This is a genomic window from Variovorax sp. KBW07 (assembly GCF_003852515.1).
Classification (GTDB): domain Bacteria; phylum Pseudomonadota; class Gammaproteobacteria; order Burkholderiales; family Burkholderiaceae_C; genus Variovorax.
On the sequence record NZ_QAJK01000054.1, the window covers coordinates 17,270 to 42,497 of the forward strand.

Here is a 25,228-nt window from a genome sequence, read left to right on the forward strand (position 1 = left end):
CTACCAGGGCGTCCACTTTAATTCGCTTTTTGCCGAAGCCACCGTGCGCTCGATGAAGCGCACGCCGCGCGCGCCGTCTTCCACGCGCGGATAGTCGGCTGCCAGCGGGTCGGCCACCTGGCCGGCGAGCCGGGCGCGGATGTCCGCCGCCACGCCCGCATAGACGTTCGCAAACGCCTCGATGAAGCCTTCAGGATGGCCGGCAGGCAGGCGGCTTGCACGCCGCGCGGCCTCGCACAGCCAGGGTGCGCCACGCGTCAGGGTGCGCCTGGGGCCGTCGTGCGGAAAGTGCAGCAACTGGCTCGGCTGCTCCTGGTGCCATTCGAGCGTGCCCAGCGTGCCGGACACGCGCAGGCGCAAATCGTTCTCGAGGCCCGTGCTGATCTGCGAGGCGATGAGCACGCCGCGCGCGCCACCCTTGAAGCGCAGCAGCAGGCTGCCGTCGTCGTCGAGCATGCGGCCCGGCACCAGCGAGCTCAGGTCGGCACACAGGCTCTCGATGCGCAGGCCGGTGACGCTGGCCACGAGGTTCTCGGCATGCGAGCCGATGTCGCCGATGGCGCCGGCCGCGCCGCTGCGCGCGGGGTCGGTGCGCCAGTCGGCCTGCTTGTTGGTTCCGCTGGCTTCGACATGGCTGGCAAGCCAGCCCTGGTTGTATTCGACGACGACCTTGCGGACCTCCCCGATGTCGCCTGCGCGCACCATCTCGCGCGCCTGCCGCACCATGGGGTAGCCGGTGTAGTTGTAGGTGACGCCGAACACCGTGCCCTGCTTGGCCACGGTGGCGACCAGCGCATCGGCCTGTTCGCGCGTGTGCACCAGCGGCTTGTCGCACACCACGTGAAAGCCCGCTTCGGCAAAGGCCTGCGCCACCGGAAAGTGCACGTGATTCGGCGTGACGATCGAGACGAAGTCGATGCGTTCGCTGGCGGGCCGCTTCAGTTCGTCGGCCAGCAGCGTCTGCCAGTCGCCATGGTTGCGCTCGTCGGCCAGGCCCAGGTCGCGGCCCGAGGCGCGCGCCTTGTCGGGGCTCGACGAAAGCGCGCCGGCCACGAGCTCGATCTGGCCGTCGAGCGCCATGGCCTTGCGGTGCACGGCGCCGATGAAGGCGTCGCGGCCACCGCCGACCATGGCGTAGCGCAGCTTGCGAAGAGGTGTATCGCTCATCAATCTTCTCGGTGTTCCTGACTTGGTAACTGTTCCCTCTCCCTCTGGGAGAGGGCCAGGGTGAGGGCATCGGCCTTTGTAAGCGCACAGCCTTGCCAGTACCGCTGCCCTCACCCCGACCCTCTCCCCAAGGGGAGAGGGAGTGAAGCGATCGGCCACGCGGCCGATGGCATTCAGAACGGCGAGTTCGGGTGGTAGAAGTCCTTCGCGTTCTCCTTGGTGATCAGTACCGAAGGAATGATCGTCGTCGCGGGCAGCTTCTCGCCCTTCAGGCGCGCTTCGGCCGTCAGCTTGATCGCGTCGTAGATGAACTTGGGCGAGTAGCTCACGTCGGCACCGATGCGCTTGTCCTTGCCGTCCATGATGGTCTTGACCATGTCCTTGGCGCCGGCGCCGCCGAACACGATCTTGATGTCGTCGCGCTTGGCCTGTGCAATGGCCTTGAGCACGCCCACGGCCATGTCGTCGTCGGCGGCCCAGATGGCGTCGATCTGCTTGAAGCGCGTCAGGTAGTCCTGCGTGACCTTGAAGGCATCGTCGCGGTTCCAGTTGGCGTACTTGGCGTCGAGCAGCTTGATGTCGGGGCTGCCCTTGAGCACGGCGTTGAATGCGTCCATGCGCTCGTTGTCGAGCGTGGTGGCAATGCCGCGCAGCGCAACCACGTTGCCCTTGCCGCCCAGCTGCTTCACGATGTACTCGGCCGGGATCTTGCCGAAAGCGGTGTTGTCGCCGGCCACGTAGGCATCCTGCGCGCTGGTGTCCGTGAGGCCGCGGTCGACCACGGTGACGTAGGCGCCCTTGGCCTTGACCTGCGCGACCGGCTTGGTCAGCGCGGCCGATTCGAACGGGAACACGACCAGCGCGTTGATCTTGGTGACGGTCGACAGGTCTTGCAGCTGGTTGGCCTGCTCGGGTGCGTTGGCGGCCGTCTTGATGGTGATCTTCAGGTCCTTGTGTTCCTTCTCCAGGTCCTTCTTCGCCTGGTTGGCCCAGTAGTTGATGCCGCCCATGAAGCTGTGCGTGGCCGCGGGAATCGAAACGCCGAGATTGACCTTTTCCGCGGCGAGCGCGGGCAGGCTGATGGCAAACGCTGCCGCGGCGGCAACGGCCGTGAGTGCGATGCGTCGTGTGAAAGTCGTCATGCTGGATGTCTCCTCTTTGGTGGATGGAACGAACGTACGAACGGGAACAACGAGAAACGGCCTATCGCCTGCCGCGCTGCAGGAACGCGACGATGATGATCACGAAGCCCTGCACCACGGCATTCAGGTACACGCTGATGATGCTGGTGAGGTTCAATATGTTGCTGATGACCGAGAGCAGGATCGCGCCCACCACGGTGCCGGTGATGCTGCCCGCGCCGCCCTTGAGCGCGGTGCCGCCGACGATCACCGCCGCGATGGCTTCGAGCTCCCACAGCAGGCCGGTGGTCGGCGAGGCCGAGCCCAGGCGCGGCACGTACAGCAGCGTGGCAATGCCCACGCACACGCCGAGCAGCACGTAGGTCATGATCTTCACGCGGTCGACATCGACCGCCGCATAGCGCGCCACCTGCTCGTTGGAGCCGATGGCCTGCACGTAGCGCCCGTAGGCCGTGCGGTTCAATATGACGCCGCCGATGATCGCCACGATCACGAACACCCACACCGGCACCGGAATGCCCGCGAGGCTGGCGTAGTACACCGGCGCATAGAGGTCCGACAGGTCGTTGTCGAGCGTGAGCGCGCCGCCATCCGCAAAGTACGTGAGGTACGCGCGGAAGATGCCGAGCGTGCCCAGCGTCACGATGAAGGGCTCGATGCGGCCCTTGGTAATGAGCAGGCCGTGCGCCAGGCCGAACAGTGCGCCGAGCACCACCGCCAGCACCGCGCCCATCACCACCGCGAGCAGCGGCGAGCCCGAGGCCGGGCCGGCCCAGTTGATGAACATGATCACGCTGCCCGCAATGAGCGCGGCCATCGAGCCCACCGACAGGTCGATGCCGCCCGAGATGATCACGAAGCACATGCCCACCGCGATGATGCCGATGAAGGCCGTGCGCGTGAGCACGTTCATGGCGTTGTCGACGGTCGCGAAGTCGCCGTTGAGCATGGTGCCCGCGATGCACAGCAGCACGAGGCCGATGACCGGGCCCAGGCCATGCAGGCGCTCGGTCCAGCGTGGCCCGGCCTCGCTGCGGTGCGCTGCCGCAGCCGCGGCTTCAGGCTGCGGTTGCGGTGTGGGTGTCTGCTGTTCCGGTGGCATGCGCGATGAGCTCCTCTTCTGTCAAATGGCCTGCATCGAGCGAGGCGACGAGCTTGCCGGCGCGCATCACCGCGACGCGGTGGCACAGGCCGATCAACTCCATCAGCTCGGACGAGACGACGATCACCGCGAGCCCTTCGCGGGCGAGTCGCTGGACCAGGAAATAGATGTCGCGCTTGGCGCCCACGTCGACGCCGCGCGTGGGCTCGTCGAGCACCACCACTTTCGGCCGCGGCTGCAGCACCTTGGCGAGCGCGAGCTTCTGCTGGTTGCCGCCCGAGAGCGACGAAGCCTTGACGTCGAGCGAGCCGGTGCGAATCCCGTAGTCCTTCACGGCCTCGGCCAGCGCGCCGCGTTCGGCCTCGGGCTTGAGCCAGGGTTGCGCATAGCGCTCGAGCGCCATCAGCGTGAGGTTCTGGCGCAGGCCGAAGTTGACGTGCAGGCCCTTGCCCTTGCGGTCTTCGCTGAGGTACGTGAGGCCGTGCTTGGCGGCATCGCGCGGATTGCGCCAGCCCTTGCCGCCGGGCACGGTCTGGCCGAGCATCTCGACGCTGCCGCTCGCGGGGCGCAGGCCGAGCAGGCCCTCGAAGAGTTCGGTGCGGCCCGCGCCGACGAGGCCCGCGAAGCCGAGAATTTCGCCGGGGCGCACCTCGAAGCTGGCGTCCTGCGCCCAACCGGGCACGTTGAAGTTGCGCACGCGCATGGCGGGCGCATCGGCCGCCACCACCACGTCGCGCGGCGGGTACAGGTCGGCCAGCTCGCGGCCCACCATGAGGTTCGCCATCTGCTGGCGCGTGACGTCGGGCGTGGGCGCACGGGCCACGAAGCGGCCGTCGCGCATGACGATCACTTCGTCGGTGACCTGCTCCACTTCGTCGAGCTTGTGCGAGATGTAGACGATGGTCACGCCATCCGCGCGCAGCTGGGCAATGAGCTTGAACAGACGCTCGGTCTCGCCCGGCGTGAGCGTCGCTGTGGGCTCGTCCATGATGAGCAGGCGCGCGCGGCGGGCGATGGCCTTGGCGATTTCGACGAGCTGCTTCTCGGCGACGATGAGCTTTCGCACCTTGGTGCGTGGATCGACCTGCAGGCCGACCGCGGCAAGGGCTGCTGCGGCATCGCGCTCCATCGAGGCATCGTCGAGCAGCCAGCCCTTCTTCTTTTCGTGGCCCAGGAAGATGTTCTGCGCCACGCTCAGGTCTTCCGCCAGATTGAATTCCTGGTGGATCAGCACGATGCCAAGTGCTTCGGCATCGCGCGAGCTCGCGAACTGCTGCGGCTGGCCGTTGATGCGCAGGGCGCCGCCGGTCAGTTGCTCGTAGCCGGCAAGGATTTTCATCAGCGTGGACTTGCCCGCGCCGTTCTCGCCGAGCAGGCCGTACACGCGGCCGGGGACGAGTGCAAAGCTCACGCCGTGCAGCACCTGCACCGGGCCGAAGGCCTTCACCACGCTGTCGAATTCGACGGCCACGCTGCCCCTGGTTTCAGCTGCGTTCATGGCGCCACTCCGCGGACCTTGAGGGTTTCGTGCATCGCGAGCACACCGGCACCGACCAGGCCGCCCTGCATGCCCAGCGGCGTGTACTGGATCTCCAGGTGCCGCGTCGACAGCGCCAGCGAGCGCTGGTACACGCTCTGCCGCACGGCCGCGAGAAACAGCGGCCCGATCCGCGTGATGCCGCCGCCGATGAACACATGCGATGGGTTGAAGAAGTTCACCACCGACGCGAGCATCTGGCCGATGAGGCTGCCGGCGCGCTGGATGATGCCGTTGGCCGCGGTGTCGCCGCCGCGGCTGGCCTGGCCCACGTCGATCGCATCGATACGGCCGTGGACGCGCAGGCATTCGGCCAGCGCCTCGCTTTCGCCGGCCTCGGCAGCCTGCACGGCCATGCGCGTGATCGCGGGGCCGGCGGCCATGGCTTCGACGCAGCCGAGGTTGCCGCAATGGCAGCGCGGGCCTTCCTGGTCGACGCAGATGTGGCCCACGTCGCCGGCCGAACCGGCGGCGCCGCGGTACACCTCGCCATGGCAGACGATGCCGCAGCCAATGCCGGTGCCGATCTTGATGACGAGGAAATTGTTGAGCGACCGCTTGAGGCGCCAGAGCTCGCCGAGCGCCATGAGGTTCACGTCGTTGTCGACGAAGACCGGCGCGGCATAGTCTTCGCGCAGGTAGTCGCGGATCGAGAAGCCGTCCCAGGCCGGCATGAGCGGCGGGTTCACGAGCTGGCCGATCTCGAAGTTGACGGGTCCGGGCACACCGATGCCGATGCCCAGCACGTTCCTGGCGGTGCAGCCGCAGCGGGCCAGCAGTTCGCGCATGAGGATGCGCACGCGCGCCAGCACGACGGTGGGGCCTTCGCGCACGTCGGCGGGTTCTTCGTGCTGCGCAAGCACGGTGAGGTCGGGGCGCAGCACGGCGACGTCGAGGCTGGTGGCGCCGATGTCGATGCCCACGAGCACGCCAAGGCCGGCATGAAGCTGGAGGTTTTCGGCGCGGCGGCCGCCCGAGGAGCGTTGCAGGCCGGCTTCGGCCAGCAGGCCCTGCTCGACGAGGCCGGCGATCAGGCCGTTGGCCTTGCTCTTGGAAAAGCCGAGCTGTTCGGCCATGGCATGGCGCGAGCCGCCGGCCGACCAGAAGGTCGTTTCCAGCAACCGCATTTCATCGGTCGTGATGCCGCTCCAGGGTGCCACGCGTTTTGTCTCCGGTGTTCTTGTCGTTGCCGCCCGAGCCTTCAGCCCTGGGCGAAGGCGAATACTAGGGGCAGGGCTTCAGCCGGACAAGGCTGAACTTCGACCAAATTCAGATCGAAGATGGATGCGCGTGACCACCGGACGGCCAGACGCAAAAAAGCCGCCCGGAGGCGGCTTTTTCTGGGAAGAGCCTGGGCTCTTGCTTGCTTACTTCTTCTGGCGGTACTTGCGCAGCGCCGCGATCTGGGCAGCCATCACGGCCAGCTCCGACTGCGCCATCGCGATGTCGATGTCGCTCTTCGCGTTCTTCAGCGCTTCTTCGGCGGCAGCCTTGGCCTGGTTGGCCTTCTCGTCGTCGAGGTCCTTGCCGCGGATCGCGGTGTCGGACAGCACGGTGACGGCGTTGGGCTGCACTTCGAGAATGCCACCGGCCACGAAGACGAACTCTTCGCCGCCGTCGGCCGTTTCGATACGCACGGCACCCGGGCGGATGCGCGTGATCAGCGGGGTATGGCGCGGATAGATGCCGAGCTCACCGGCTTCACCGGGCAGCGCGACGAACCTGGCTTCGCCCGAGAAGATCGACTCTTCCGCGCTGACCACGTCGACGTGAATGGTGTTTGCCATCTGAGTTCCTATGCGGCCGCCTTAAGCGACCTTCTTGGCTTTTTCGAACGCTTCGTCGATGCTGCCCACCATGTAGAACGCTTGTTCCGGCAGGTGGTCGGCTTCGCCGTTCACGATCATCTTGAAACCACGGATGGTTTCAGCCAGCGGCACGTACTTGCCGGGCGAGCCCGTGAACACTTCGGCCACGTGGAACGGCTGCGACAGGAAACGCTGGATCTTGCGGGCGCGGGCCACGGCGAGCTTGTCGTCGGGAGCCAGTTCGTCCATGCCCAGAATCGCGATGATGTCGCGCAGTTCCTTGTAGCGCTGCAGCGTGCCTTGCACGGCGCGGGCCACGTTGTAGTGCTCTTCGCCGACCACGTTCGGGTCGAGCTGGCGCGAGGTCGAGTCCAGCGGGTCCACGGCGGGGTAGATACCGAGCGAAGCGATGTCACGCGACAGCACCACGGTCGAGTCCAAGTGGGCGAAGGTGGTGGCGGGCGACGGGTCGGTCAAGTCGTCGGCTGGCACGTACACGGCCTGGATCGAGGTGATCGAGCCGACCTTGGTCGACGTGATCCGCTCTTGCAGACGGCCCATTTCTTCGGCCAGCGTCGGCTGGTAGCCCACGGCGGAAGGCATGCGGCCCAGCAGAGCCGACACTTCGGTACCGGCCAGCGTGTAGCGGTAGATGTTGTCCACGAAGAACAGAACGTCACGGCCTTCGTCGCGGAACGACTCGGCGATGGTCAGGCCGGTCAGCGCCACGCGCAGACGGTTGCCCGGGGGTTCGTTCATCTGGCCGTAGACCATGGCGACCTTCGAGTCCTCGAGCTTGTCGAGGTTCACGACGCCGGAGTCGGCCATCTCGTGATAGAAGTCGTTGCCTTCGCGGGTACGTTCACCCACACCGGCGAACACCGACAGACCCGAGTGAGCCTTGGCGATGTTGTTGATGAGTTCCATCATGTTCACGGTCTTGCCCACGCCGGCGCCACCGAACAGGCCCACCTTGCCGCCCTTGGCGAACGGGCACACCAGGTCGATCACCTTTATGCCGGTTTCCAGCAGGTCTTGCGAAGGCGACAGTTCGTCGTACGCGGGAGCCTTGCGGTGGATCGAAGCGGTGAGGTCCTGGCTGACAGGGCCGCGTTCGTCGATGGGCGAACCCAGCACGTCCATGATGCGGCCGAGCGTGGCCTTGCCGACGGGCACCGTGATGGGTGCGCCGGTGTTCTTGACGATGATGCCGCGGCGCAGGCCGTCGGACGAGCCGAGTGCAATCGTGCGCACCACGCCGTCGCCGAGCTGCTGCTGGACTTCGAGGGTCAGCGCGCTGCCTTCGAACTTCAGTGCGTCGTAGATCTTCGGCATCTGGTCACGCGGGAACTCCACGTCGACCACGGCGCCGATACATTGGACAATTTTTCCTTCAGCCATGACGTTTCCTTCTGGATGGATCTCTAAATAATTGCGACAGGTTCTTGCAGAAGCGTCCTGGTGCCAGTACGGGCCGCTTTTGCAAGAATGCCGGACGGGCCGGCACCCTTGAATGGTTCAGATCAGCACTTCATTGCCGTGGCTTGCGCGGCGAAGGCATCCGAAGCTGCCTTGCAGGCTTGGCCCAGAGCGGCCTTGTCGCCACCCATCGAGGCCCAGGCGGCCTTGGTCTGGTCCATGCTGGACTTCATTGCGTCAGCTGCGGCACCGCTTTGTGCGGAAACGCATGCCGAAACCTTGGCCAGGTAGTCATTGCACTCTTGCGGCAGGTCCGCGGCCGATGCCGTCGGAGCTGCTGCGGGCGCTGCTGCCGGTGCCGGCGCTGCTGCGGGTGCAGGAGCGGGCGCTGCTGCGGCAGGAGCCGGTGCGGGCGCGGGCGCTTCTTCCTTCTTGGAGCAAGCAGTCAGAGCGGCAGCGATGGCCACCAGAGCGAGAATTTTCTTCATTTGCGCAAAGTCCCTAAAAAGTAGGCCTTGGGTTACCGGGCGCGCAGAGCGCGCCCGATCAGCAATGTGGCCCGTTGCATTGCCTCGATCAGACGCCTGCGGCCGCGGCCGCGCCGGACACGATTTCAGACAATTCCTTCGTGATGCCGGCCTGGCGGGTCTTGTTGTAGACCAGCTTCAGCTCGTCGATCACGTTGCCCGCGTTGTCGGTGGCGGCCTTCATGGCCACCATGCGCGCGGAGTGCTCGGAAGCCATGTTCTCAGCCACGGCCTGGTACACCAGCGATTCCACGTAGCGCACCAGCAGTTCGTCGATCACGCTTTGCGCGTCGGGCTCGTAGATGTAGTCCCACGAGTGATGACCCGACTCGGTCTGCAGCGTCTCGGCCTTCAGCGGCAACAGTTGCTCCACCATCGGCTCTTGCTTGATGGTGTTGATGAACTTCGTGTAGCACAGGTACACGGCCGACAGCTTGCCTTCCGCATAAGCGTCGAGCAGCGTCTTGACAGGCCCGATGAGCTTGTCGAGATGCGGCGTATCGCCCAGGTGCGTCACATGGGCCACCACGCGGGCGCCGATGCGGTTCAGGAAGCCCAGACCCTTGCTGCCGATGGCGACCGACTCGACCACGTTGCCCGCTGCCTGCGCTTCGCGCAGCTTGCCGGTGACGGCACGCAACAGGTTGGTGTTCAAGCCGCCGCACAGGCCCTTGTCGCTGGTCACGATGATGAAACCGACGCCCTTGGCCTCGGTCGTCTTCATGAACGCGTGGGTGTACTCCGGGTTCGCCTTGCCGAGATTCGCAGCGATGTTGCGGATCTTTTCGCTGTAGGGGCGAGCGGCGCGCATGCGTTCCTGCGCCTTGCGCATCTTGGAAACCGAGACCATTTCCATGGCCTTGGTGATCTTCTTGGTGTTCTCCACCGATTTGATCTTGCCGCGGATTTCCTTACCAGCTGCCATGAGAGCTCCTTCTTGCGTCGATCAAGGCGTCGATCAGGCGAACGACTTCTTGAACGAAGTGGCGGCGGCCAGCAGTTCGGCTTCCGCGTCCTGGCAGACCTTCTTGAAAGCCTTCTTTTCTTCGCTGTCGTCAGCCTTCGCAGGCTTCGGATCCCACTTGGCGCCGTTCTTTTCCATCGTGGCCAGCAGGGGTGCGTGGCTCGACTTCAGGAACTGGTGGAAGCCGTGTTCGAACGCGAGAACCTTCTTGACCTCGATGTCGTCCATGAAGCCCTTGTTCACCGCGAACAGCGTGGCGCTCATCAGCGAGATGGGCAGCGGGCTGTACTGGGTCTGCTTGAGCAGTTCGGTCACGCGGGCACCGCGGTCGAGCTGCTTGCGGGTGGCTTCGTCCAGGTCGGAGGCGAACTGGGCGAAGGCCGCGAGTTCGCGGTACTGCGCCAAGTCGGTACGGATACCGCCGGACTGGTTCTTCACCAGGTTGGTCTGAGCCGACGAGCCCACGCGCGACACCGAGATACCGGCGTTGATGGCGGGACGGATACCGGCGTTGAACAGGTTGGTTTCCAGGAAGATCTGGCCGTCGGTGATCGAGATCACGTTGGTCGGAACGAAAGCGGACACGTCGCCGGCTTGCGTTTCGATGATCGGCAGTGCGGTCAGCGAACCGGTCTTGCCCTTGACTTCACCCTTGGTGAAGGCTTCGACGTAGTCGGCGTTCACGCGGGCTGCGCGTTCGAGCAGACGGCTGTGGAGATAGAACACGTCGCCGGGGTAGGCTTCGCGGCCTGGCGGGCGGCGCAGCAGCAGCGAGACCTGGCGGTAGGCCACGGCTTGCTTGGACAGGTCGTCATAGACGATCAGTGCGTCCTGGCCGCGGTCGCGGAAGTATTCGCCCATCGTGCAGCCCGAGTAGGCCGACACGTATTGCATGGCCGCCGATTCGGAGGCCGATGCCGCCACCACGATGGTGTAGTCCATCGCGCCGGCTTGTTCGAGTGCGCGCACCACGTTCTTGATCGACGAAGCCTTCTGGCCGATCGCAACGTAGACGCAGGTCATGTTCTGACCCTTCTGGTTGATGATCGCGTCGATCGCCACGGCGGTCTTGCCGGTCTGGCGGTCACCGATGATCAGCTCGCGCTGGCCACGGCCGACGGGCACCATCGAGTCGACGGACTTCAGGCCGGTCTGCATCGGCTGGTCGACGGACTTGCGTGCAATAACGCCGGGAGCGACCTTTTCGATCACGTCGGTCATCTTGGCGTTGATCGGACCCTTGCCGTCGATCGGCTGGCCCAGGGCATTCACCACGCGGCCGATGAGTTCGGGGCCGACCGGCACTTCCAGAATGCGGCCCGTGCACTTGACGGTGTCGCCTTCGGAGATGTGCTCGTACTCGCCCAGAATCACGGCGCCGACCGAGTCGCGCTCGAGGTTCAGCGCCAGGCCGAACGACGGCGTGCCGTCAGCGCTCGGCGGGAACTCGAGCATTTCGCCCTGCATCGCGTCGGACAGGCCGTGCACGCGCACGATGCCGTCGGTCACCGAGACCACGGTGCCCTCGTTGCGGATGTTGGCGCTGACCCCAAGGCCCTCGATGCGGCTCTTGATCAGTTCGGAAATTTCTGCGGGATTGAGTTGCATGACTCTTTCCTTCTTTCTTTGAGGCTACAAGTAGAGGGCTGGAAACCGATCAGGCCGCCAGCGCAACTTTCATTTGTTCAAGGCGCGCTTTGACGGAGGTGTCGAGCACCTCGTCGCCGACCACCACGCGAATGCCACCGATCAGTTCCGGCTCTTGCTGGACCGTGACCTGGAGCTTGCGACCGAAACGCTTTTCGAGCGCGGCTGCCACATTGGCCAGGGCCGCGGCATCGATCGGGAAGGCGCTGTAGACCACGGCGTCGGACGAGCCGCTCTTCGCGTTGGCCAGTGCCCGGAACTGCTTCGCAATTTCCGGCAGCACCGAGAAACGTCCGTTCTCGAGCAGCGCACCCAGAAAGTTCTGGGCATGCGCAGCCAAAGGCGCACCGAATGCACCGGCGATCACACCGAGAACCTGTTCGGCCGTGGCCTTGGGGTTGTCGGCGAACTGCTGGAGCTCCGGATTGGCCGCGATGGCGGCAACCTTTTCGAGCCAGGCGCTGGTAGCGGCAACGTCGGACGACGAGGCCTTGAAAAGCGCCTCGGCGTAGGGGCGTGCGATGGTGGCGAGTTCTGCCATGGCTTCGATCAGAGTTCGGTCTGCAGACGGGCGAGCAAATCGGCGTGGACGCCTGCATTCACTTCCTTGCGCAGAATCTGCTCTGCGCCCTTGACGGCCAGTGCGGCAACCTGCTCGCGCAGGGCTTCACGGGCCTTCAGTGCCTGCTGGTCGGCTTCGACGCGAGCAGCTGCAACGATCTTGTTGCCTTCTTCGGTCGCGCGGGCCTTGGCCTCTTCAACGATGGCCTGGGCGCGACGTTCGGCGTCGGCAAGACGTTGTGCGGACTCGTTGCGTGCCTGGCCGAGTTCGGCTTCCACGCGCTTGTTGGCGGCGGACAGCTCGGACTTGGCCTTGTCGGCGGCAGCGAGGCCTTCGGCGATCTTCGCAGCGCGGTCGTCCAGCGCCTTCGCGATCGGCGGCCACACGAACTTCATCGTGAACCCGACCAGGATCAGGAACACGATCATCTGAACGATCAGGGTACCGGTAATGCTCACTTTTCACCCTCTCTTTGGGATTGAATGCGAAGCCATTCCACAGGCGGGAACGACGACACGGGTCCTACGAGAAAGACTTACTTCGGCAGGTTGGCGATTTGCGCCAGGAACGGGTTGGCCGTTGCGAACCACAGAGCGATACCGGTGCCGATAATGAAAGCAGCGTCGATCAGACCAGCCAGCAGGAACATCTTGGTTTGGAGTTCGCCCATGAGTTCAGGCTGACGTGCGGCCGACTCGAGGTACTTGCTGCCCATGATGCCGATGCCGATACATGCGCCCACAGCGCCCAGACCGATGATCAGGCCGGCGGCCAGTGCAACAAAGCTAATAACTTCCATGATGACTCCTAGAGGACTTTGGTTGAAGAGAAAACAAAAAACAAAAACGAAACCGAATGATCAGTGGTGATCGTGGGCCTGGCCGATGTAGACCAGCGTCAGCATCATGAACACGAAGGCTTGCAACGTGATGATCAGGATGTGGAAGATGGCCCAGGCCGTGCCCGCGATGATGTGGCCGATGGCCAGGCCGATGCCCGTGGCCGACAGCGTGAATGCGCCACCCATCAGGGCGATCAGCAGGAAGATCAGTTCGCCGGCGTACATGTTGCCGAACAGCCGCATGCCGTGCGAGACCGTCTTGGCGACGAACTCGATCATTTGCATGGCGAAGTTGAACGGGTACAGCGCCCAGTGGTTGCCGAAGGGTGCGGTGAACAGCTCGTGGATCCAGCCGCCGGCGCCCTTGATCTTGATGTTGTAGTAGATGCAGATCAGCAGCACGGCCACCGACATGCCCATGGTCACCGAGAGGTCGGCGGTGGGCACGACGCGCAGGTAGGCGTGGTGCGGGTCATGGCCGGCGATGCCGAAGATCTTGGCCCAGATTGCCGGGAACAAATCGACCGGGAACAAGTCCATTGCGTTGAGCAGGAAGATCCAGACGAAGATGGTCAGGGCCAGCGGTGCAACGAACTTGCGGCTCGTGGCGTTGTGCACGATGCCCTTGGCTTGCTGGTCGACCATTTCGACGAGCAGCTCGACTGCCGCCTGGAAACGACCCGGAACACCCGAAGTCGCCTTGCGCGCGGCCAGCCACAGCAACCAGCAGCCCAGGATGCCCAGAGCGATGGAGAAAAACAGCGAATCGAAGTTGAAGACCGAAAGATCGGCCACACCTGCAGGCTTGGAGCTTTGCAGATGAGTCAAGTGGTGAACGATGTATTCACCAGCGGTCTGACCTTGTTCCGCAGCGTTTTCAGCAGCCATTCCGTTACTCGTCTCTATGTTTCGGGCGCCTGGGCGTGAGCATCACCGCCAACCAGGCCGCCTTCATTGTCACCACCAAGCCGACCAGCATTGCAGGCCAGCTCAGCGCCGTTATCAGCCTTGGTGCAGCGATAAGCATCGCCACGGACAAGGCCATCTTGACCATTTCCCAGAGGAAGAATCCGAACACCGCAGTGCCTGGATTCAGGGAAGAAAACCTGCCGGTCAGCCCGCGTGCAAAGACCGCCGATGGAATCACCACCGCGATCGCACCGTAAGCGGCGGACCAACCCAGATTTTGCCTCCCCGTCAGTCCCCAGATGGCCAAAGCCACCACCAGACCGACAACCAACTGACCCGCGACCACCCGCCATGGGGAGACCGAGGGATTCTTCGCACGCAGTTCACGCGCCTCATCGGCGGTCAACGGCTTGAATTCTGCGTCGAGGTCTTCAGCGACCTCCGTGTCTTCTTGTCGGGCGATTGTTTTCATTTCGAATGAAGCCCGGATGACGACCCAGAATTTCTACAAAGCCATTGATTATAAGTAAAAACCCAACCCATCCCGCCACTCCGCGTGTCGCGCATGCAAATCTGTCGCCTCATTCCCTGACGCGAGCCCGACGTGGCGCACGCAACCATAATTCCTTCATGCACCCTATCACCGACGCCTTGCCCGCCACGCTTTGTTACCTCGATGGCGAGTACACCGCCCTGCGCGACGCGAAGATCAGCGTACTGGACCGGGGCTTCATTTTCGGCGACGGCATCTACGAAGTCGTTCCCGTCTATGACGGCCAGCCCTTCTGCTTCGAAGAGCACATGGCACGCCTTGACCGTTCGCTTGCCGAGTTGCAGATCGCCAACCCGCTTTCGCTTGCGCAGTGGCGCGAGATTGTCGCCCGCCTCACCGCGCCGGGCGGCAATGCCCCTCAGTCCGTGTACTTTCAATTGACACGCGGCGTTGCGCCACGCGACCACTCGATGGTTCGCGGCCTGCGGCCCACGGTGTTCGTCATGGTCAACCCGCTGCCGCCCGTGGCCGATGCGATCCGCGCCAGGGGCGTGGCCTGCGTCACCGCGGCCGACTTCCGCTGGCAGAAGGCCCACATCAAGAGCACCAGCCTGCTGGGCGCGGTGCTCGCACGGCAGATCAGCGTGGAAGCCGGCGCCACCGAAACCATCATGTTCCGCGACGAATGGCTCAGCGAGGCCTCGTCGAGCAATGTGTGGATCGTGAAGGACGGCACGCTCATCGGCCCGCCGAAGGACAACCTCGTGCTGACCGGCATCCGCTACGGCCTGCTCGAGCGGCTGTGCGAAGAGCACGGCGTTCCTTTCGCGCTGCGGCGCATTTCGCGCGAGGAAGTGTTCGCGGCCGACGAGCTGCTCATTTCCTCGGCCACCAAGGAAGTGCTGCCTGTGGTGTCGCTGGACGGCAAGACCATTGGCAACGGCCATCCCGGCCCCATCTACAAGAGCTTGTATGCGGCCTACCAGCAGGCCAAGCAACGCAACGCACAGAAGCAAGGAGCCCCGGCATGACCGACGACAACACCACGCCTCCCACCGAGACCGCACCGATTCCCGACCCGCGCAAGGAGTCGCTGATCGAGTACCCCTCGCAGTTCCCGATCAAGGTCATGGGCGCCAAGACCGACGGCCTGGTGCATGCCATCACGCAGATCGCCGAGCGCTTCGACCCGGCCTTCGACGCCACCACGGTCGAGCTGCGCGACAGCAAGGCCGGCAACTACCTGGGCGTGACCATCACCGTCACGGCCACCAGCCGCGAACAGCTCGACGACCTCTATCGCGCGCTGTCGTCGCATCCGTCGGTCAAGGTCGTTCTCTGACCCTTTGATGTCGACGACTGCAGACCACCCGACAAGCCTCGCCATTGCGCCGCAATGGCCGGGCCGCGTCGACTACGCCGAGACCTTCGCGGCGATGAAGCAGTTCACGCAGGAGCGCACGCCGGAAACACCCGATGCGCTATGGATTTGCGAGCATGCACCGGTCTTCACCCAAGGCATTGCCGGCAGGCAGGACCACATCCTCGCGCCCGGCGACATCCCCGTGGTGCAGACCGACCGCGGCGGCCAGGTCACCTTCCATGGTCCCGGCCAGGTGGTGGCCTACCCGCTGATCGACCTGCGGCGCGCGGGCTACTACGTCAAGGAATACGTCTACCGCATCGAGGAATCGGTGCTGCGCACGCTGGCCCATTTCGGCGTGACCGGCCACCGCGTGGCGGGTGCGCCGGGCATCTACGTGCGGCTGGACGACCCGTTCTCCCACGCCGCGCTGACTGGCCCGATGCCCGCCAGCGACCCGTTCCGCGGCCTCGGCAAGATCGCCGCGCTGGGCATCAAGGTCAGCCGCCACGCCACCTACCACGGCGTGGCGCTCAATGTCGCCATGGACCTCGAACCCTTCTCGCGCATCAACCCTTGCGGCTATGCCGGGCTGCAAACCGTCGACCTTTCTACAATCGGCATCCAAACCACATGGGAAGAAGCTGCCCGGGTCCTGAGCCAAAAGCTCACCACCTACCTGGCGCCCTGACACTCCAATGAGCACCACCGAAGTCGTCCGCGACGCGCAAAGCGCCGAAAACTACAACCCGCTGGCCAAGCAGAAGGCTGCGGCCAAGCTCTCGCGCATCCCCGTCAAGGTGGTCCAGACCGGCGAAATCCTGAAGAAGCCCGAGTGGATCCGCGTGAAGGCGGGCAGCCCCACTACGCGCTTCTACGAAATCAAGCAGATCCTGCGCGAAAGCAACCTGCACACGGTCTGCGAAGAAGCCTCGTGCCCGAACATCGGCGAATGCTTCGGCAACGGCACGGCCACCTTCATGATCATGGGCGACAAGTGCACGCGCCGCTGCCCGTTCTGCGACGTGGGCCATGGCCGCCCCGACCCGCTCGACAAAGACGAGCCGCTCAACCTGGCCAAGACCATCGCCAAGCTGCGCCTGAAGTACGTGGTGATCACCAGCGTCGACCGCGACGACCTGCGCGACGGCGGCAGCCAGCACTTCGTCGATTGCATCGCCAACATCCGCGAGCTCTCGCCGATGACGCAGATCGAAATTCTGGTGCCCGACTTCCGCGGCCGCGACGACCGCGCCCTCGAGATCCTCAAGGCCGCGCCGCCCGACGTGATGAACCACAACCTGGAAACCGCGCCGCGCCTCTACAAGGAAGCGCGCCCCGGCAGCGACTACCAGTTCAGCCTGAACCTGCTGAAGAAGTTCAAGGCGCTGCACCCCAACGTGCCGACCAAGAGCGGCATCATGGTCGGCCTGGGCGAGACCGACGAAGAGATCCTGCAGGTCATGCGCGACATGCGCGCCCACGACATCGACATGCTGACCATCGGCCAGTACCTGTCGCCGTCGGGCTCGCACCTGCCGGTGCGCCGCTACGTGCATCCCGACACCTTCAAGATGTTCGAGGAAGAGGCCTACAAGATGGGCTTCAGCCACGCGGCCGTGGGCGCCATGGTGCGTTCGAGCTACCACGCCGACCAGCAAGCGCACGCCGCCGGCGTGTAATCCGGGGAAGGCCGGAGAGCACTCCGGCCATTCCTGCCTTTTCCCGCGGGACACACCCGCCCTCCCCTCTTCAGACAAGCCCGCTCGTCGGAGGCGTCGCCTGACGTCGCGTCGGCTCCGCCTCAATGGTTGCAAAACACAACCAGTTCAAGTACAACGTTGATGGTTTCAATATGAAACCAATCCACCGCCATCTTGAAAGAGGTATCCATGACCCACTCCGACGACACATTCAGCGGCAGCTTTCCGTTCGCGCCGCACTTCACCGACGCTCCCGGCTTCCAAATGCACTACGTCGACGAAGGCCTGCGCGGGGCCGATGTGGTGCTCTGCCTGCACGGCGAACCGACTTGGGGTTATCTGTTCCGCCACCTGGTTCCGGCACTGAGCAACGTTCACCGCGTGGTCGTGCCCGATCACATGGGCTTCGGCAAGAGCGCGACGCCGCAAGGCCGCAGCTACTGGCTGCAGGACCACATCGACAACCTGGAGCGCTTCGTCCTCGCGCTCGACCTGCGCCGCATCACTCTCGTGATGCACGACTTCGGCGGCCCTGTCGGCATGGGCCTGGCCGCGCGGCACCCAGACCGCATTCTGCGCATCATCTCGACCAACGGGCCGACCCCGTTCGGCCAGCCGGACCTGGCCGATCGCCTGACGTCGAACGTCGGCGTATCGCCCTGGTTCCAGTGGGTCGTGAAAGCCGAGAAAGATGGGAGCCTCGAAGCCGTGCTGGGCCAGCTCGGCTTCAACATACTGAGCACGCTGAAGCTGAATGGTTTCGAGAACCATGCGGTGATTACCGACAGCTGGCTTCGCGCCTACGGTTCGCGCTTCGCGAGCCCCGCGGACTGCCTCGGTGTCATCGGTTGGGCCAAGGGCTTCGCGACCGGGGCCCACCGATTCGAGACGCCCGACGCGGCGGCCGAGCGCGCGATCCGCGCCAAGCCGGCCCTCGCCATCTGGGGCATGGCCGACCGGACGCTGGATGCGGAACACCTGCTTCCGCTGTTCAGCGCGCTCTTCCCGACGGCCCCCATCCATCGGCTGGCCGGGGTCGGGCACTACTGCCTCGAAGATGCGCCGGACGACATCGCGGCGCTCATCGTGCGGTTCATCCGGCAGACACAGGCAGCGGCGACATGAACCCCGCGCGCCGCCTGCGGAAAACGCTCACCCGCGCGTGGCGTTCTCTTTCATCTTCGCCAGCGCAATGGCCAGCGCCGCGCCGCCCAGTGTCTTGATCAGCCCCGAGTGCTGTGCATAGAACTGGCTCACCTCGTCGATCACGCCCGCATGCTGCTGCTCGGCATGCGCGGCGATCTCGGTCACCTGCGCGGGTGACAGCTGCGAGGCCTGGTCGGGCGTGACCTGCGTCTGCCCCGGCTGCAGCACGCGCCCGAGCACGCCGCCTGCCAGTGCCGATGCGGCCGCCGGCCCGAGCGTGGCCAATATCTGGTTGAGCACGCCGGCCTGCTGCGTGGGCGAAGACTGGCCGAACAGCTGTCCGACCATGTTGCCGAACGGCGGCGTCTGGTCGGACCGCATGGCCGCCGCGAGCCCCGCGCCGATCTCTTCGGTGGACGCATGCTGCGTGACCTGGTCGATGTGGTTCGCATGGTCATCGGCGTTGCCGCCGCCGATGGCTTGCTGAAGGATGTCGAGTAGACCCATGTTGAAGCTCCTTGCGTGAATGTCGAAGTGGCCCGGCCGGGGTGGTTTACTTGGAGACGAGGTGCCAGGCCCCGAGGATCACGACGGCGCCGATCACCGACGCAATGAAGCCGGCGGCACCGCCAGCGGCGTAGAGCCCCAGCGCCTGCCCCGCATAGGTGGCGACCAGCGAGCCGGCAATGCAGAGCACCACCGTCAGGATGAAGCCCAGCGAGTTGTTGCCGGGCAGGATGGCGCGGGCAATCAGCCCCGCGATGAAACCGATCACGATCGTCCAGATGATGTGCATAGCAAACTCCCGTTTTTCAGAATGTGCGCCGAAGGACTCTTCGGCGCCACGCCGTGTTCCAGTGTCCCGGCGCGTCGGGATCGTGGCTCCGCGAGCCTGAGCGCCAACTGACGCCGCACGCCACCCTGTGCCCGCACCCTGCCCCGGTCGCCAAAGTGCTGGCGGCCGCCCCGCAGTTCGCTATCCTGAGGGCTGGCCAAGATGAAGGATTGATTTTGCAAACGCACCCCGCCATCCAGGCGTCGATGGAACGTGATTTCGGCGCCATTGCCGACCTGGTCCGCCTCCACGCCCAACACACGCCCGACCGCCCCGCCCTCGCGGACACCACGCACGCGCTGGACTACCGCGCGCTCGACGCCCTGATGGACCGCGTCGCGGCCAGCCTGCAGCGCGACGGCCTGAAGGCCGGCGACGCCATCGCGATCTGCGCGGCCTCGTCGGTGAACTACGCAGCGGTGTTCCTGGGCGCGCTGCGCGCGGGTGTCGCGGTGGCACCGCTGGCCCCCGGCTCCACGCCTTCCAGCCTGGCCCGCATGATCCAGGACGCCGATGCGCGCATCCTGTTCACCGATGCATCGGCGGCCGATGTGGTCGGCCCGGCGAAGGAGGGCGACATTGCCCGCGTGGCGCTCGACGGCTCGGCCGTGGGGCGCGGCCTCGATGCTTGGCTCGCGCCGGCCGGCGCGAAGCCCGCGCCCGTCGAAGTGCAGCCCTCGTGGGCCTTCAACATCATCTATTCGTCGGGCACCACCGGCGAGCCCAAGGGCATCGTGCAGGGCCACGGCATGCGCTGGGCCCACGTGCAGCGCGGCGCCAAGTACGAGTACAGCCCCGACACCGTCACGCTGCTGTCGACGCCGCTGTACTCCAACACCACGCTGGTGGTGTTCTTCCCCACCATCGCCTTCGGCGGCTGCGTGCTGCTGATGTCCAAGTTCGATGCACTCGGCTACCTCAAGCTGGCCCAGGAACGCCGCGTGACCCACACCATGCTGGTGCCGGTGCAGTACCAGCGTCTCATGGCACACCCCGAGTTCGACGCGCACGACCTCTCGTCGTACCGGTACAAGTTCAGCACCAGCGCGCCGTTCAACGCAGCGCTCAAAGCCGACGTGCTCAAGCGCTGGCCCGGCGGGCTGATCGAGTTCTACGGCATGACCGAGGGCGGCGGCACCTGCATCCTCGAAGCGCACCTGCACCCGACCAAGCTGCACACCGTGGGCCAGGCCGCCGAAGGCAGCGACATCCGGCTGATCGACGAAGAGGGCAACGAGCTGCCGCGCAACAACACCGAGGTGGCCGGCGAGGTCGTGGGCCACTCGGGCGGCATGATGACCGGCTACCACCGCCAGCCCGAGAAGACACGCGAGGCCGAATGGTTCGACGCCACCGGCAAGCGCTTCATTCGCACGGGCGACGTGGGCCGCTTCGACGCCGATGGCTTCCTCACGCTGTTCGACCGCAAGAAGGACATGATCATCAGCGGCGGCTTCAACATCTATCCGAGCGACCTCGAAGCCGTGCTGCGCGGCCATGCGGCCGTGGCCGACGTGGCCGTGGTCGGCGTGCCGTCGGAGCAATGGGGCGAGACGCCGGTGGCCTTCGTGGTGCGCCGCCAGGGCGACGCCACCACCGACGACGCGCTGCTGCAATGGACCAACGCCCAGCTCGGCAAGACGCAGCGACTGGCGCGCCTGCACTTCATCGACGAGCTGCCGCGCAGCGCGATCGGCAAAGTGCTCAAGCGCGAGCTGCGCGATCTTGTCGGCCGCTGACACTCCGGCCGCGACCACGCCGCCCCCCGACGAGCACGGCGGTGGCGGCAACGGCCTGCTGTGGGTGCTTGTCGCGGTCGCGGTGCTGTTCGCGTTCCTGCGCCCGCGCGCGCCGATGGACTGGCTGAAGCTGGTCGACTGGCAGACCGTGGGCGCGCTCGCGGGGCTGCTGGCCATCACGCAGGGCGTCGAGAAAAGCGGCATGCTGCAGGCCGCCGCGCAGCGCCTGCTGGCGCGCACCCACAACCAGCGCAGCCTGGCGCTGCTGCTGACCGCCAGCGCGGCCTTTCTTTCCGCGCTGGTAACCAACGACGTGAGCCTGTTCCTGCTGGTGCCGCTGACGCGCGTGCTGGCCAGCCAGGCGCACCTGCCGCTGGCACGGCTGGTGGTGCTGGAGGCGCTGGCCGTCAATGCGGGATCGGCGCTCACGCCCATCGGCAACCCGCAGAACCTCTACCTGTGGCACCGCTCGGGCGAGAGCTTCTTCGCCTTCATGGGAATGATGGGGCCGACGGTGGCCGTCATGCTGTTCTGGCTGTTCGTCGCGGTGTGGCTGCTGGTGAAACCCACGCCCATCGCGCTCAAGCCCGCGGCCGAAGCGGCGCCGGTGCAGCCCCGGCTGCTGGCGCTGGCCGGCGTGCTGTTCATCGGCTTCGTGGTCGCGCTCGACCGGCACTGGCTGCTGGCGGGCCTGGGCGTGGTGTTCGGCGTGTTCCTGGTCACGTACCCGCGCGTGCTGCGCGGCATCGACTGGGCGCTGCTGGCCATCATCGCGCTGATGTTCGTGGACCTGCGGCAGCTGGCCGAGCTGCCCACCATTGCCGCGCTGCTGGGCCATTGGCCCATCACCGAAGGCTGGCGCGCCTACCTTGCGGCCATCGTCACTTCGCAGTTCATCAGCAACGTGCCTGCGGCAATCCTGCTGGACAGCCACGTGCGCGACCTGCCCGCGCTGGCGGCCGGCGTGAGCGTGGGCGGCTTCGGCTGCGTGCTCGGCTCGCTGGCCAACCTGATCGCGCTGCGGCTCGCGAAACTGCCGAACGGCCTGCGCGAATTCCACCGCATCAGCTTCCCGTTCCTGCTGGTGTGCGCGGCCTCGGCGCTGCTGCTGCGGCTGGGGTGACAAGCGCCGGGCGCGGCAGGACAATCTCTTTCAGCCGCCCATGTACACGCTTACCGCGCCCACCCCGCCCGCCACGCACACCCTTTCGCTGCGCGACTACGCCGACGCGCACGGCAGCCATGCGCACGACCATTTCCAGGTGCTGATCGGGCTCGACGGCGTGCTCGATATCGAGGTCGAAGGCCGCGGTGCCGGCATCGGCGTCGGCGAAGCGCAGGTGGTCGCACCCGGCGACCGGCACGATTTCCAGGCGCGCGACAACAGCAGCGTGTGCCTCGTGCTCGACACCACCCATGCTTCATGGGCCCGCTGCCTCGAGCGCGCACCGCCCAGTGCGCTGCAACTGCACACGCTGGCGCGCTACCTGGCGCAATGCATGGCGCGGCCCGACCAATCGGCGCTGGCCTTGCAGTGCGGTCCCGCGCTGCTGCTCGAAGCCTGGGGCCCCAGCCCTGCGCATGCGTCTTCCGATGCGCGCCGCCGCCGCATCGACTGGCCCCTGCTCGCCGAATGGGCGCGGGCCCGCTGGCATGCGCCGCTGGGCGTGGCCGACCTGGCCGACGTGGCCTGCCTGAGCCCGAGCCAGTTCGCGCAGCGCTGCCGCGACGAACAGGGCATGAGCGCGATGCACTGGCTGCGAACGCTGCGGCTGACCCATGCGCGCGAGCTCCGGCTGGGCGGCATGGGCGTGGCGGAAACGGCGCGCCGCACGGGCTACCGCTCGCCCTCGGCGCTCACGGCCGCGCTGCGCCGGTCCGGCGCCTAGCAAACCATCGTTGCGCGACGACGGACCGGCGTTGCGCGACGACCGGCCGGCTTAGCCTCGGCGCTCATGTCGCCCACCTTCCACGCCCTGCTCGCCATCGCGCTCTGGGCCACGCTCGCCTCGCTCGGCACCGCCCTTTCGCACCTGCCGCCCTTCCTGCTGACCGGGCTCGCGCTGGTCATCGGCAGCGTGCCGAGCTGGCCGCTGGTGCTGCACGACCGCAACGCGTGGCGCGTGCCGCTTTGCACGCTGGCGCTGGGCATCTACGGCCTGTTCGGCTTTCACTTCCTGCTGTTCATCGCGCTGCGGCACGCGCCACCGGTCGAGGCAAACCTCGTCAACTACCTGTGGCCGCTGCTCATGGTGGTGCTGGCGCCGGTGCTGCTGCCGGGCATGACGCTGCGACCGCTGCACCTGGTGGCCGGCCTGCTGGGCTTCGTGGGCGCGGCGGTGGCGATTCTCGGCACGCGCAATGCCGCCATGACAACGGCCACGGCCGCCCCGGGGGACTGGGGCTACTGGGGCTTCCTGCCCGCGCTGGCCTCGGCCTTCGTGTGGGCCAGCTATTCGCTCTGGACGCAACGCGTCGCGGCATTCCCGACTTCCGCCGTCGGCCTGTTCGGGCTGGTCTCGGGCGTTCTGTCGCTGGCCTGCCACGCGCTGCTCGAACCATCCGTGGCGTTGTCGGGGCAAGACTGGCTGCTGGTCGTGCTGTGCGGCCTGGGCCCGCTCGGCGCGGCTTTCTTCGTGTGGGACATGGCGCTCAAGCGCGGCGACGCGCGGCGCATCGGCATCCTGAGCTACCTCACGCCCCTGGGCTCGACCGCGTTGCTGCTGCTCGTGACGGGCCGGCCGCTGACGTGGACCATCGTGCTGGCCGCCTGGCTCATCGTCTCGGCAGCATTGATGGGCACTCGCGCACGCTGAAGCGCCCGCGTCCGACGGGCCGGGGCCATTTTTCTGGCTAGAGTGGAGGCTCAGGAAAAAAAGGAGCCCCTCATGGATCAGAAGAACAAGAACGACGATTTCGAGATCACGCCCAAGCTGGTGTTCGACCTGAACCTGGCGCTGTACCTCGACCTGGTGGCCGCGCTCGAAGGCGCCGGCGCCATCACCTACCGGCAGATGGCGGCCCGCGTCCTGAACATCAGCCTGGACGCCCGCGACGACGGCGAAGCCGGCCTGTCGACGGTGCTGGAAGGTGTTGCCAAGGGTTTCGCGGGCCAGAGCGACGGCCTGTCGATCGAACTGCTGAAGGCCGCGCGCGGCCTGCGCGAGGACGACGCCATGGGCGACATCCCGATGCGCCCCGCCGCGGACTGAGCCGCTCTGGCAGCCCGGGGGATGGCCTCCCCCGGTTCGTTCGCGCTTCGCTTCTTAAGCGCTGGCCACCTGCAGCACCAGCTTGCCGAAGTTCTGCCCCGCGAACAGCTTGTTCAGCGATTCGGGGAAGGTGTCGAGGCCCTGCACCACATCTTCCTTGCTCTTCATGCGCCCGTCTTTCAGGTAGCCGGCCAGCTCGGCGATGGCAATCGGGTAGCGGTCGGCGTAGTCGAACACCACAATGCCTTCCATGCGCGCGCGGTTCACCAGCAGGCTCAGGTAGTTGCGCGGCCCGGCGGCCGGCATGCTGTTGGCGTTGTTGTACTGGCTGATGGCGCCGCAGATGATGATGCGGGCCTTGCGCGCCAGCTTGGCCAGCACCTGGTCGAGAATTTCGCCGCCGACGTTGTCGAAGTAGATGTCCACGCCCTTGGGGCAGTGTTCCTTCAGGCCCGCGCGCACCGCGCCCTCGCCGGCCTTGTAGTCGATGCAGGCGTCGAAGCCCAGCTCGTCGACCACCCACTTGCACTTGGCTTCGCCGCCGGCGATGCCTACCACGCGGCAGCCCTTGATCTTGGCGAGCTGGCCCACGGTCTGGCCGACCGCGCCGGCCGCGCCCGACACCACCACCGTTTCGCCGGGCTTGGGCTGGCCCACGTCCATCAGGCCGAAGTAGCCGGTCATGCCGGGCATGCCGAGCACGTTGAGCCACTGGCCGATGGTGCCCACATTCAGGTCGACCTTCACCAGGCCGTTGCGCTTGACCTGGTCCTGCGCAATGACGATGTATTCCTGCACGCCGAGCGTGCCGTATACCGTGTCGCCCACCGCGAACTGCGGATTCCTCGAGGCGATGACGCGGCCGATGCCGCCGGCGCGCATCACTTCGTCGATGGCCACGGGCGGGATGTAGCTCTTGGCGTCGTTGAGCCAGCCACGCATGGCCGGGTCGAGCGACAGCGACAGCGTCTTGACCAGCACGCCGCCCTCTTCGGGCTCGCCGACGGGCTCGGTGGTGAAGCGCCAGTGTTCGCGGGTGGCCGTGCCTTCGGGGCGCTTGGCGAGGCGGACCTGGTGGTTGGTGAGAGGGCTGCTCATGATGTCTCCTTGGT

27 protein-coding genes are annotated in these 25,228 nt (G+C 65.9%); 10 read left to right on the top strand and 17 right to left on the bottom strand.

The genetic code is table 11. The features are described from left to right. The 14 genes from DBV14_RS12535 to DBV14_RS12605 form a co-directional block, all read right to left on the bottom strand. Window positions 1-1,167 (bottom strand): Gfo/Idh/MocA family protein, encoded by a 1,167-nt coding sequence (locus DBV14_RS12535; protein WP_124459514.1) that lies wholly within the window; start codon window positions 1,165-1,167, stop codon window positions 1-3. A gap of 173 nt (window positions 1,168-1,340) precedes the next feature. Continuing rightward, window positions 1,341-2,309, bottom strand: coding sequence for a substrate-binding domain-containing protein (locus DBV14_RS12540; RefSeq protein ID WP_124459515.1), 969 nt, complete (start codon window positions 2,307-2,309; stop codon window positions 1,341-1,343). 61 nt (window positions 2,310-2,370) lie between these two features. Next, a complete protein-coding gene (locus tag DBV14_RS12545) occupies window positions 2,371-3,411 on the bottom strand; it encodes an ABC transporter permease (protein ID WP_124459516.1) in 1,041 nt (346 codons plus the stop codon). Beyond that, on the bottom strand, window positions 3,368-4,909 hold the full coding sequence (locus DBV14_RS12550; protein ID WP_124459517.1) for a sugar ABC transporter ATP-binding protein: 1,542 nt from the start codon (window positions 4,907-4,909) through the stop codon (window positions 3,368-3,370). The genes DBV14_RS12545 and DBV14_RS12550 overlap by 44 nt, the downstream gene beginning before the upstream one ends. Further along, window positions 4,906-6,075 carry an ROK family protein gene (locus DBV14_RS12555; protein WP_124459554.1) on the bottom strand — a complete coding sequence of 390 codons (1,170 nt, stop codon included), beginning with the start codon at window positions 6,073-6,075 and terminating at the stop codon, window positions 4,906-4,908. The genes DBV14_RS12550 and DBV14_RS12555 overlap by 4 nt, the downstream gene beginning before the upstream one ends. Window positions 6,076-6,315: 240 nt before the next feature. After that, on the bottom strand, window positions 6,316-6,735 hold the full coding sequence (locus tag DBV14_RS12560; RefSeq protein ID WP_124459518.1) for a F0F1 ATP synthase subunit epsilon: 420 nt from the start codon (window positions 6,733-6,735) through the stop codon (window positions 6,316-6,318). A 21-nt stretch (window positions 6,736-6,756) separates the two neighbouring features. Continuing rightward, entirely contained in the window at window positions 6,757-8,157 is a 1,401-nt protein-coding gene (gene atpD / locus DBV14_RS12565) for a F0F1 ATP synthase subunit beta (RefSeq protein WP_124459519.1), read from the bottom strand. 594 nt (window positions 8,158-8,751) lie between these two features. Then, entirely contained in the window at window positions 8,752-9,627 is an 876-nt protein-coding gene (gene atpG / locus DBV14_RS12575; RefSeq protein ID WP_124459521.1) for a F0F1 ATP synthase subunit gamma, read from the bottom strand. A gap of 33 nt (window positions 9,628-9,660) precedes the next feature. After that, window positions 9,661-11,274, bottom strand: coding sequence for a F0F1 ATP synthase subunit alpha (gene atpA / locus DBV14_RS12580; protein WP_124459522.1), 1,614 nt, complete (start codon window positions 11,272-11,274; stop codon window positions 9,661-9,663). A 49-nt stretch (window positions 11,275-11,323) separates the two neighbouring features. Beyond that, a complete protein-coding gene (locus DBV14_RS12585; RefSeq protein ID WP_124459523.1) occupies window positions 11,324-11,854 on the bottom strand; it encodes a F0F1 ATP synthase subunit delta in 531 nt (176 codons plus the stop codon). An 8-nt stretch (window positions 11,855-11,862) separates the two neighbouring features. Beyond that, window positions 11,863-12,333, bottom strand: coding sequence for a F0F1 ATP synthase subunit B (locus DBV14_RS12590; RefSeq protein WP_007830193.1), 471 nt, complete (start codon window positions 12,331-12,333; stop codon window positions 11,863-11,865). A gap of 77 nt (window positions 12,334-12,410) precedes the next feature. Next, window positions 12,411-12,677, bottom strand: a complete 267-nt coding sequence (gene atpE / locus DBV14_RS12595; RefSeq protein WP_172672154.1) for a F0F1 ATP synthase subunit C — start codon at window positions 12,675-12,677, stop codon at window positions 12,411-12,413. Window positions 12,678-12,734: 57 nt separating this feature from the next. After that, window positions 12,735-13,604, bottom strand: a complete 870-nt coding sequence (gene atpB, locus DBV14_RS12600; RefSeq protein WP_124459524.1) for a F0F1 ATP synthase subunit A — start codon at window positions 13,602-13,604, stop codon at window positions 12,735-12,737. Between the two features lie 4 nt (window positions 13,605-13,608). Then, a complete protein-coding gene (locus DBV14_RS12605) occupies window positions 13,609-14,097 on the bottom strand; it encodes an ATP synthase subunit I (protein ID WP_124459525.1) in 489 nt (162 codons plus the stop codon). A 158-nt stretch (window positions 14,098-14,255) separates the two neighbouring features. Between DBV14_RS12605 and DBV14_RS12610 the strand changes: the two genes are divergently transcribed. The 5 genes from DBV14_RS12610 (at window position 14,256) to DBV14_RS12630 (ending at window position 18,309) form a co-directional block, all read left to right on the top strand. Beyond that, window positions 14,256-15,149, top strand: coding sequence for a D-amino acid aminotransferase (locus DBV14_RS12610; protein ID WP_124459526.1), 894 nt, complete (start codon window positions 14,256-14,258; stop codon window positions 15,147-15,149). Further along, complete coding sequence (locus DBV14_RS12615) at window positions 15,146-15,460, top strand: YbeD family protein (RefSeq protein WP_124459527.1); 315 nt, start codon at window positions 15,146-15,148, stop codon at window positions 15,458-15,460. Before DBV14_RS12610 ends, DBV14_RS12615 begins: the two co-directional genes overlap by 4 nt. Window positions 15,461-15,467: 7 nt before the next feature. Beyond that, window positions 15,468-16,172, top strand: coding sequence for a lipoyl(octanoyl) transferase LipB (gene lipB, locus DBV14_RS12620; RefSeq protein ID WP_185546002.1), 705 nt, complete (start codon window positions 15,468-15,470; stop codon window positions 16,170-16,172). Window positions 16,173-16,179: 7 nt separating this feature from the next. Next, the gene (lipA, locus tag DBV14_RS12625; protein ID WP_124459528.1) at window positions 16,180-17,163 is read left to right on the top strand and encodes a lipoyl synthase; all 984 of its coding nucleotides are present in this window, start codon (window positions 16,180-16,182) and stop codon (window positions 17,161-17,163) included. Window positions 17,164-17,373: 210 nt separating this feature from the next. Further along, window positions 17,374-18,309 carry an alpha/beta fold hydrolase gene (locus tag DBV14_RS12630; protein WP_124459529.1) on the top strand — a complete coding sequence of 312 codons (936 nt, stop codon included), beginning with the start codon at window positions 17,374-17,376 and terminating at the stop codon, window positions 18,307-18,309. A 27-nt stretch (window positions 18,310-18,336) separates the two neighbouring features. Here DBV14_RS12630 and DBV14_RS12635 read toward each other — a convergent pair whose 3' ends face one another. After that, window positions 18,337-18,837, bottom strand: coding sequence for a hypothetical protein (locus DBV14_RS12635; RefSeq protein WP_124459530.1), 501 nt, complete (start codon window positions 18,835-18,837; stop codon window positions 18,337-18,339). Window positions 18,838-18,883: 46 nt separating this feature from the next. Next, window positions 18,884-19,126 (bottom strand): GlsB/YeaQ/YmgE family stress response membrane protein, encoded by a 243-nt coding sequence (locus tag DBV14_RS12640; protein ID WP_124459531.1) that lies wholly within the window; start codon window positions 19,124-19,126, stop codon window positions 18,884-18,886. Window positions 19,127-19,371: 245 nt separating this feature from the next. Here DBV14_RS12640 and DBV14_RS12645 point away from each other — a divergent pair, with 245 nt between their 5' ends. The 5 genes from DBV14_RS12645 (at window position 19,372) to DBV14_RS12665 (ending at window position 24,116) form a co-directional block, all read left to right on the top strand. Continuing rightward, window positions 19,372-20,904 carry a class I adenylate-forming enzyme family protein gene (locus DBV14_RS12645; protein WP_124459557.1) on the top strand — a complete coding sequence of 511 codons (1,533 nt, stop codon included), beginning with the start codon at window positions 19,372-19,374 and terminating at the stop codon, window positions 20,902-20,904. Then, on the top strand, window positions 20,891-22,027 hold the full coding sequence (locus DBV14_RS12650; RefSeq protein ID WP_260397007.1) for an SLC13 family permease: 1,137 nt from the start codon (window positions 20,891-20,893) through the stop codon (window positions 22,025-22,027). The genes DBV14_RS12645 and DBV14_RS12650 overlap by 14 nt, the downstream gene beginning before the upstream one ends. 40 nt (window positions 22,028-22,067) lie before the next feature. After that, entirely contained in the window at window positions 22,068-22,793 is a 726-nt protein-coding gene (locus DBV14_RS12655; RefSeq protein ID WP_124459532.1) for an AraC family transcriptional regulator, read from the top strand. A 66-nt stretch (window positions 22,794-22,859) separates the two neighbouring features. Then, entirely contained in the window at window positions 22,860-23,720 is an 861-nt protein-coding gene (locus tag DBV14_RS12660) for a DMT family transporter (protein ID WP_124459533.1), read from the top strand. A gap of 72 nt (window positions 23,721-23,792) precedes the next feature. Continuing rightward, window positions 23,793-24,116, top strand: a complete 324-nt coding sequence (locus tag DBV14_RS12665) for a hypothetical protein (RefSeq protein ID WP_124459534.1) — start codon at window positions 23,793-23,795, stop codon at window positions 24,114-24,116. Between the two features lie 54 nt (window positions 24,117-24,170). Here DBV14_RS12665 and DBV14_RS12670 read toward each other — a convergent pair whose 3' ends face one another. Further along, window positions 24,171-25,214 (bottom strand): NADP-dependent oxidoreductase, encoded by a 1,044-nt coding sequence (locus tag DBV14_RS12670; RefSeq protein ID WP_124459535.1) that lies wholly within the window; start codon window positions 25,212-25,214, stop codon window positions 24,171-24,173. Window positions 25,215-25,228 lie beyond the last annotated feature (14 nt).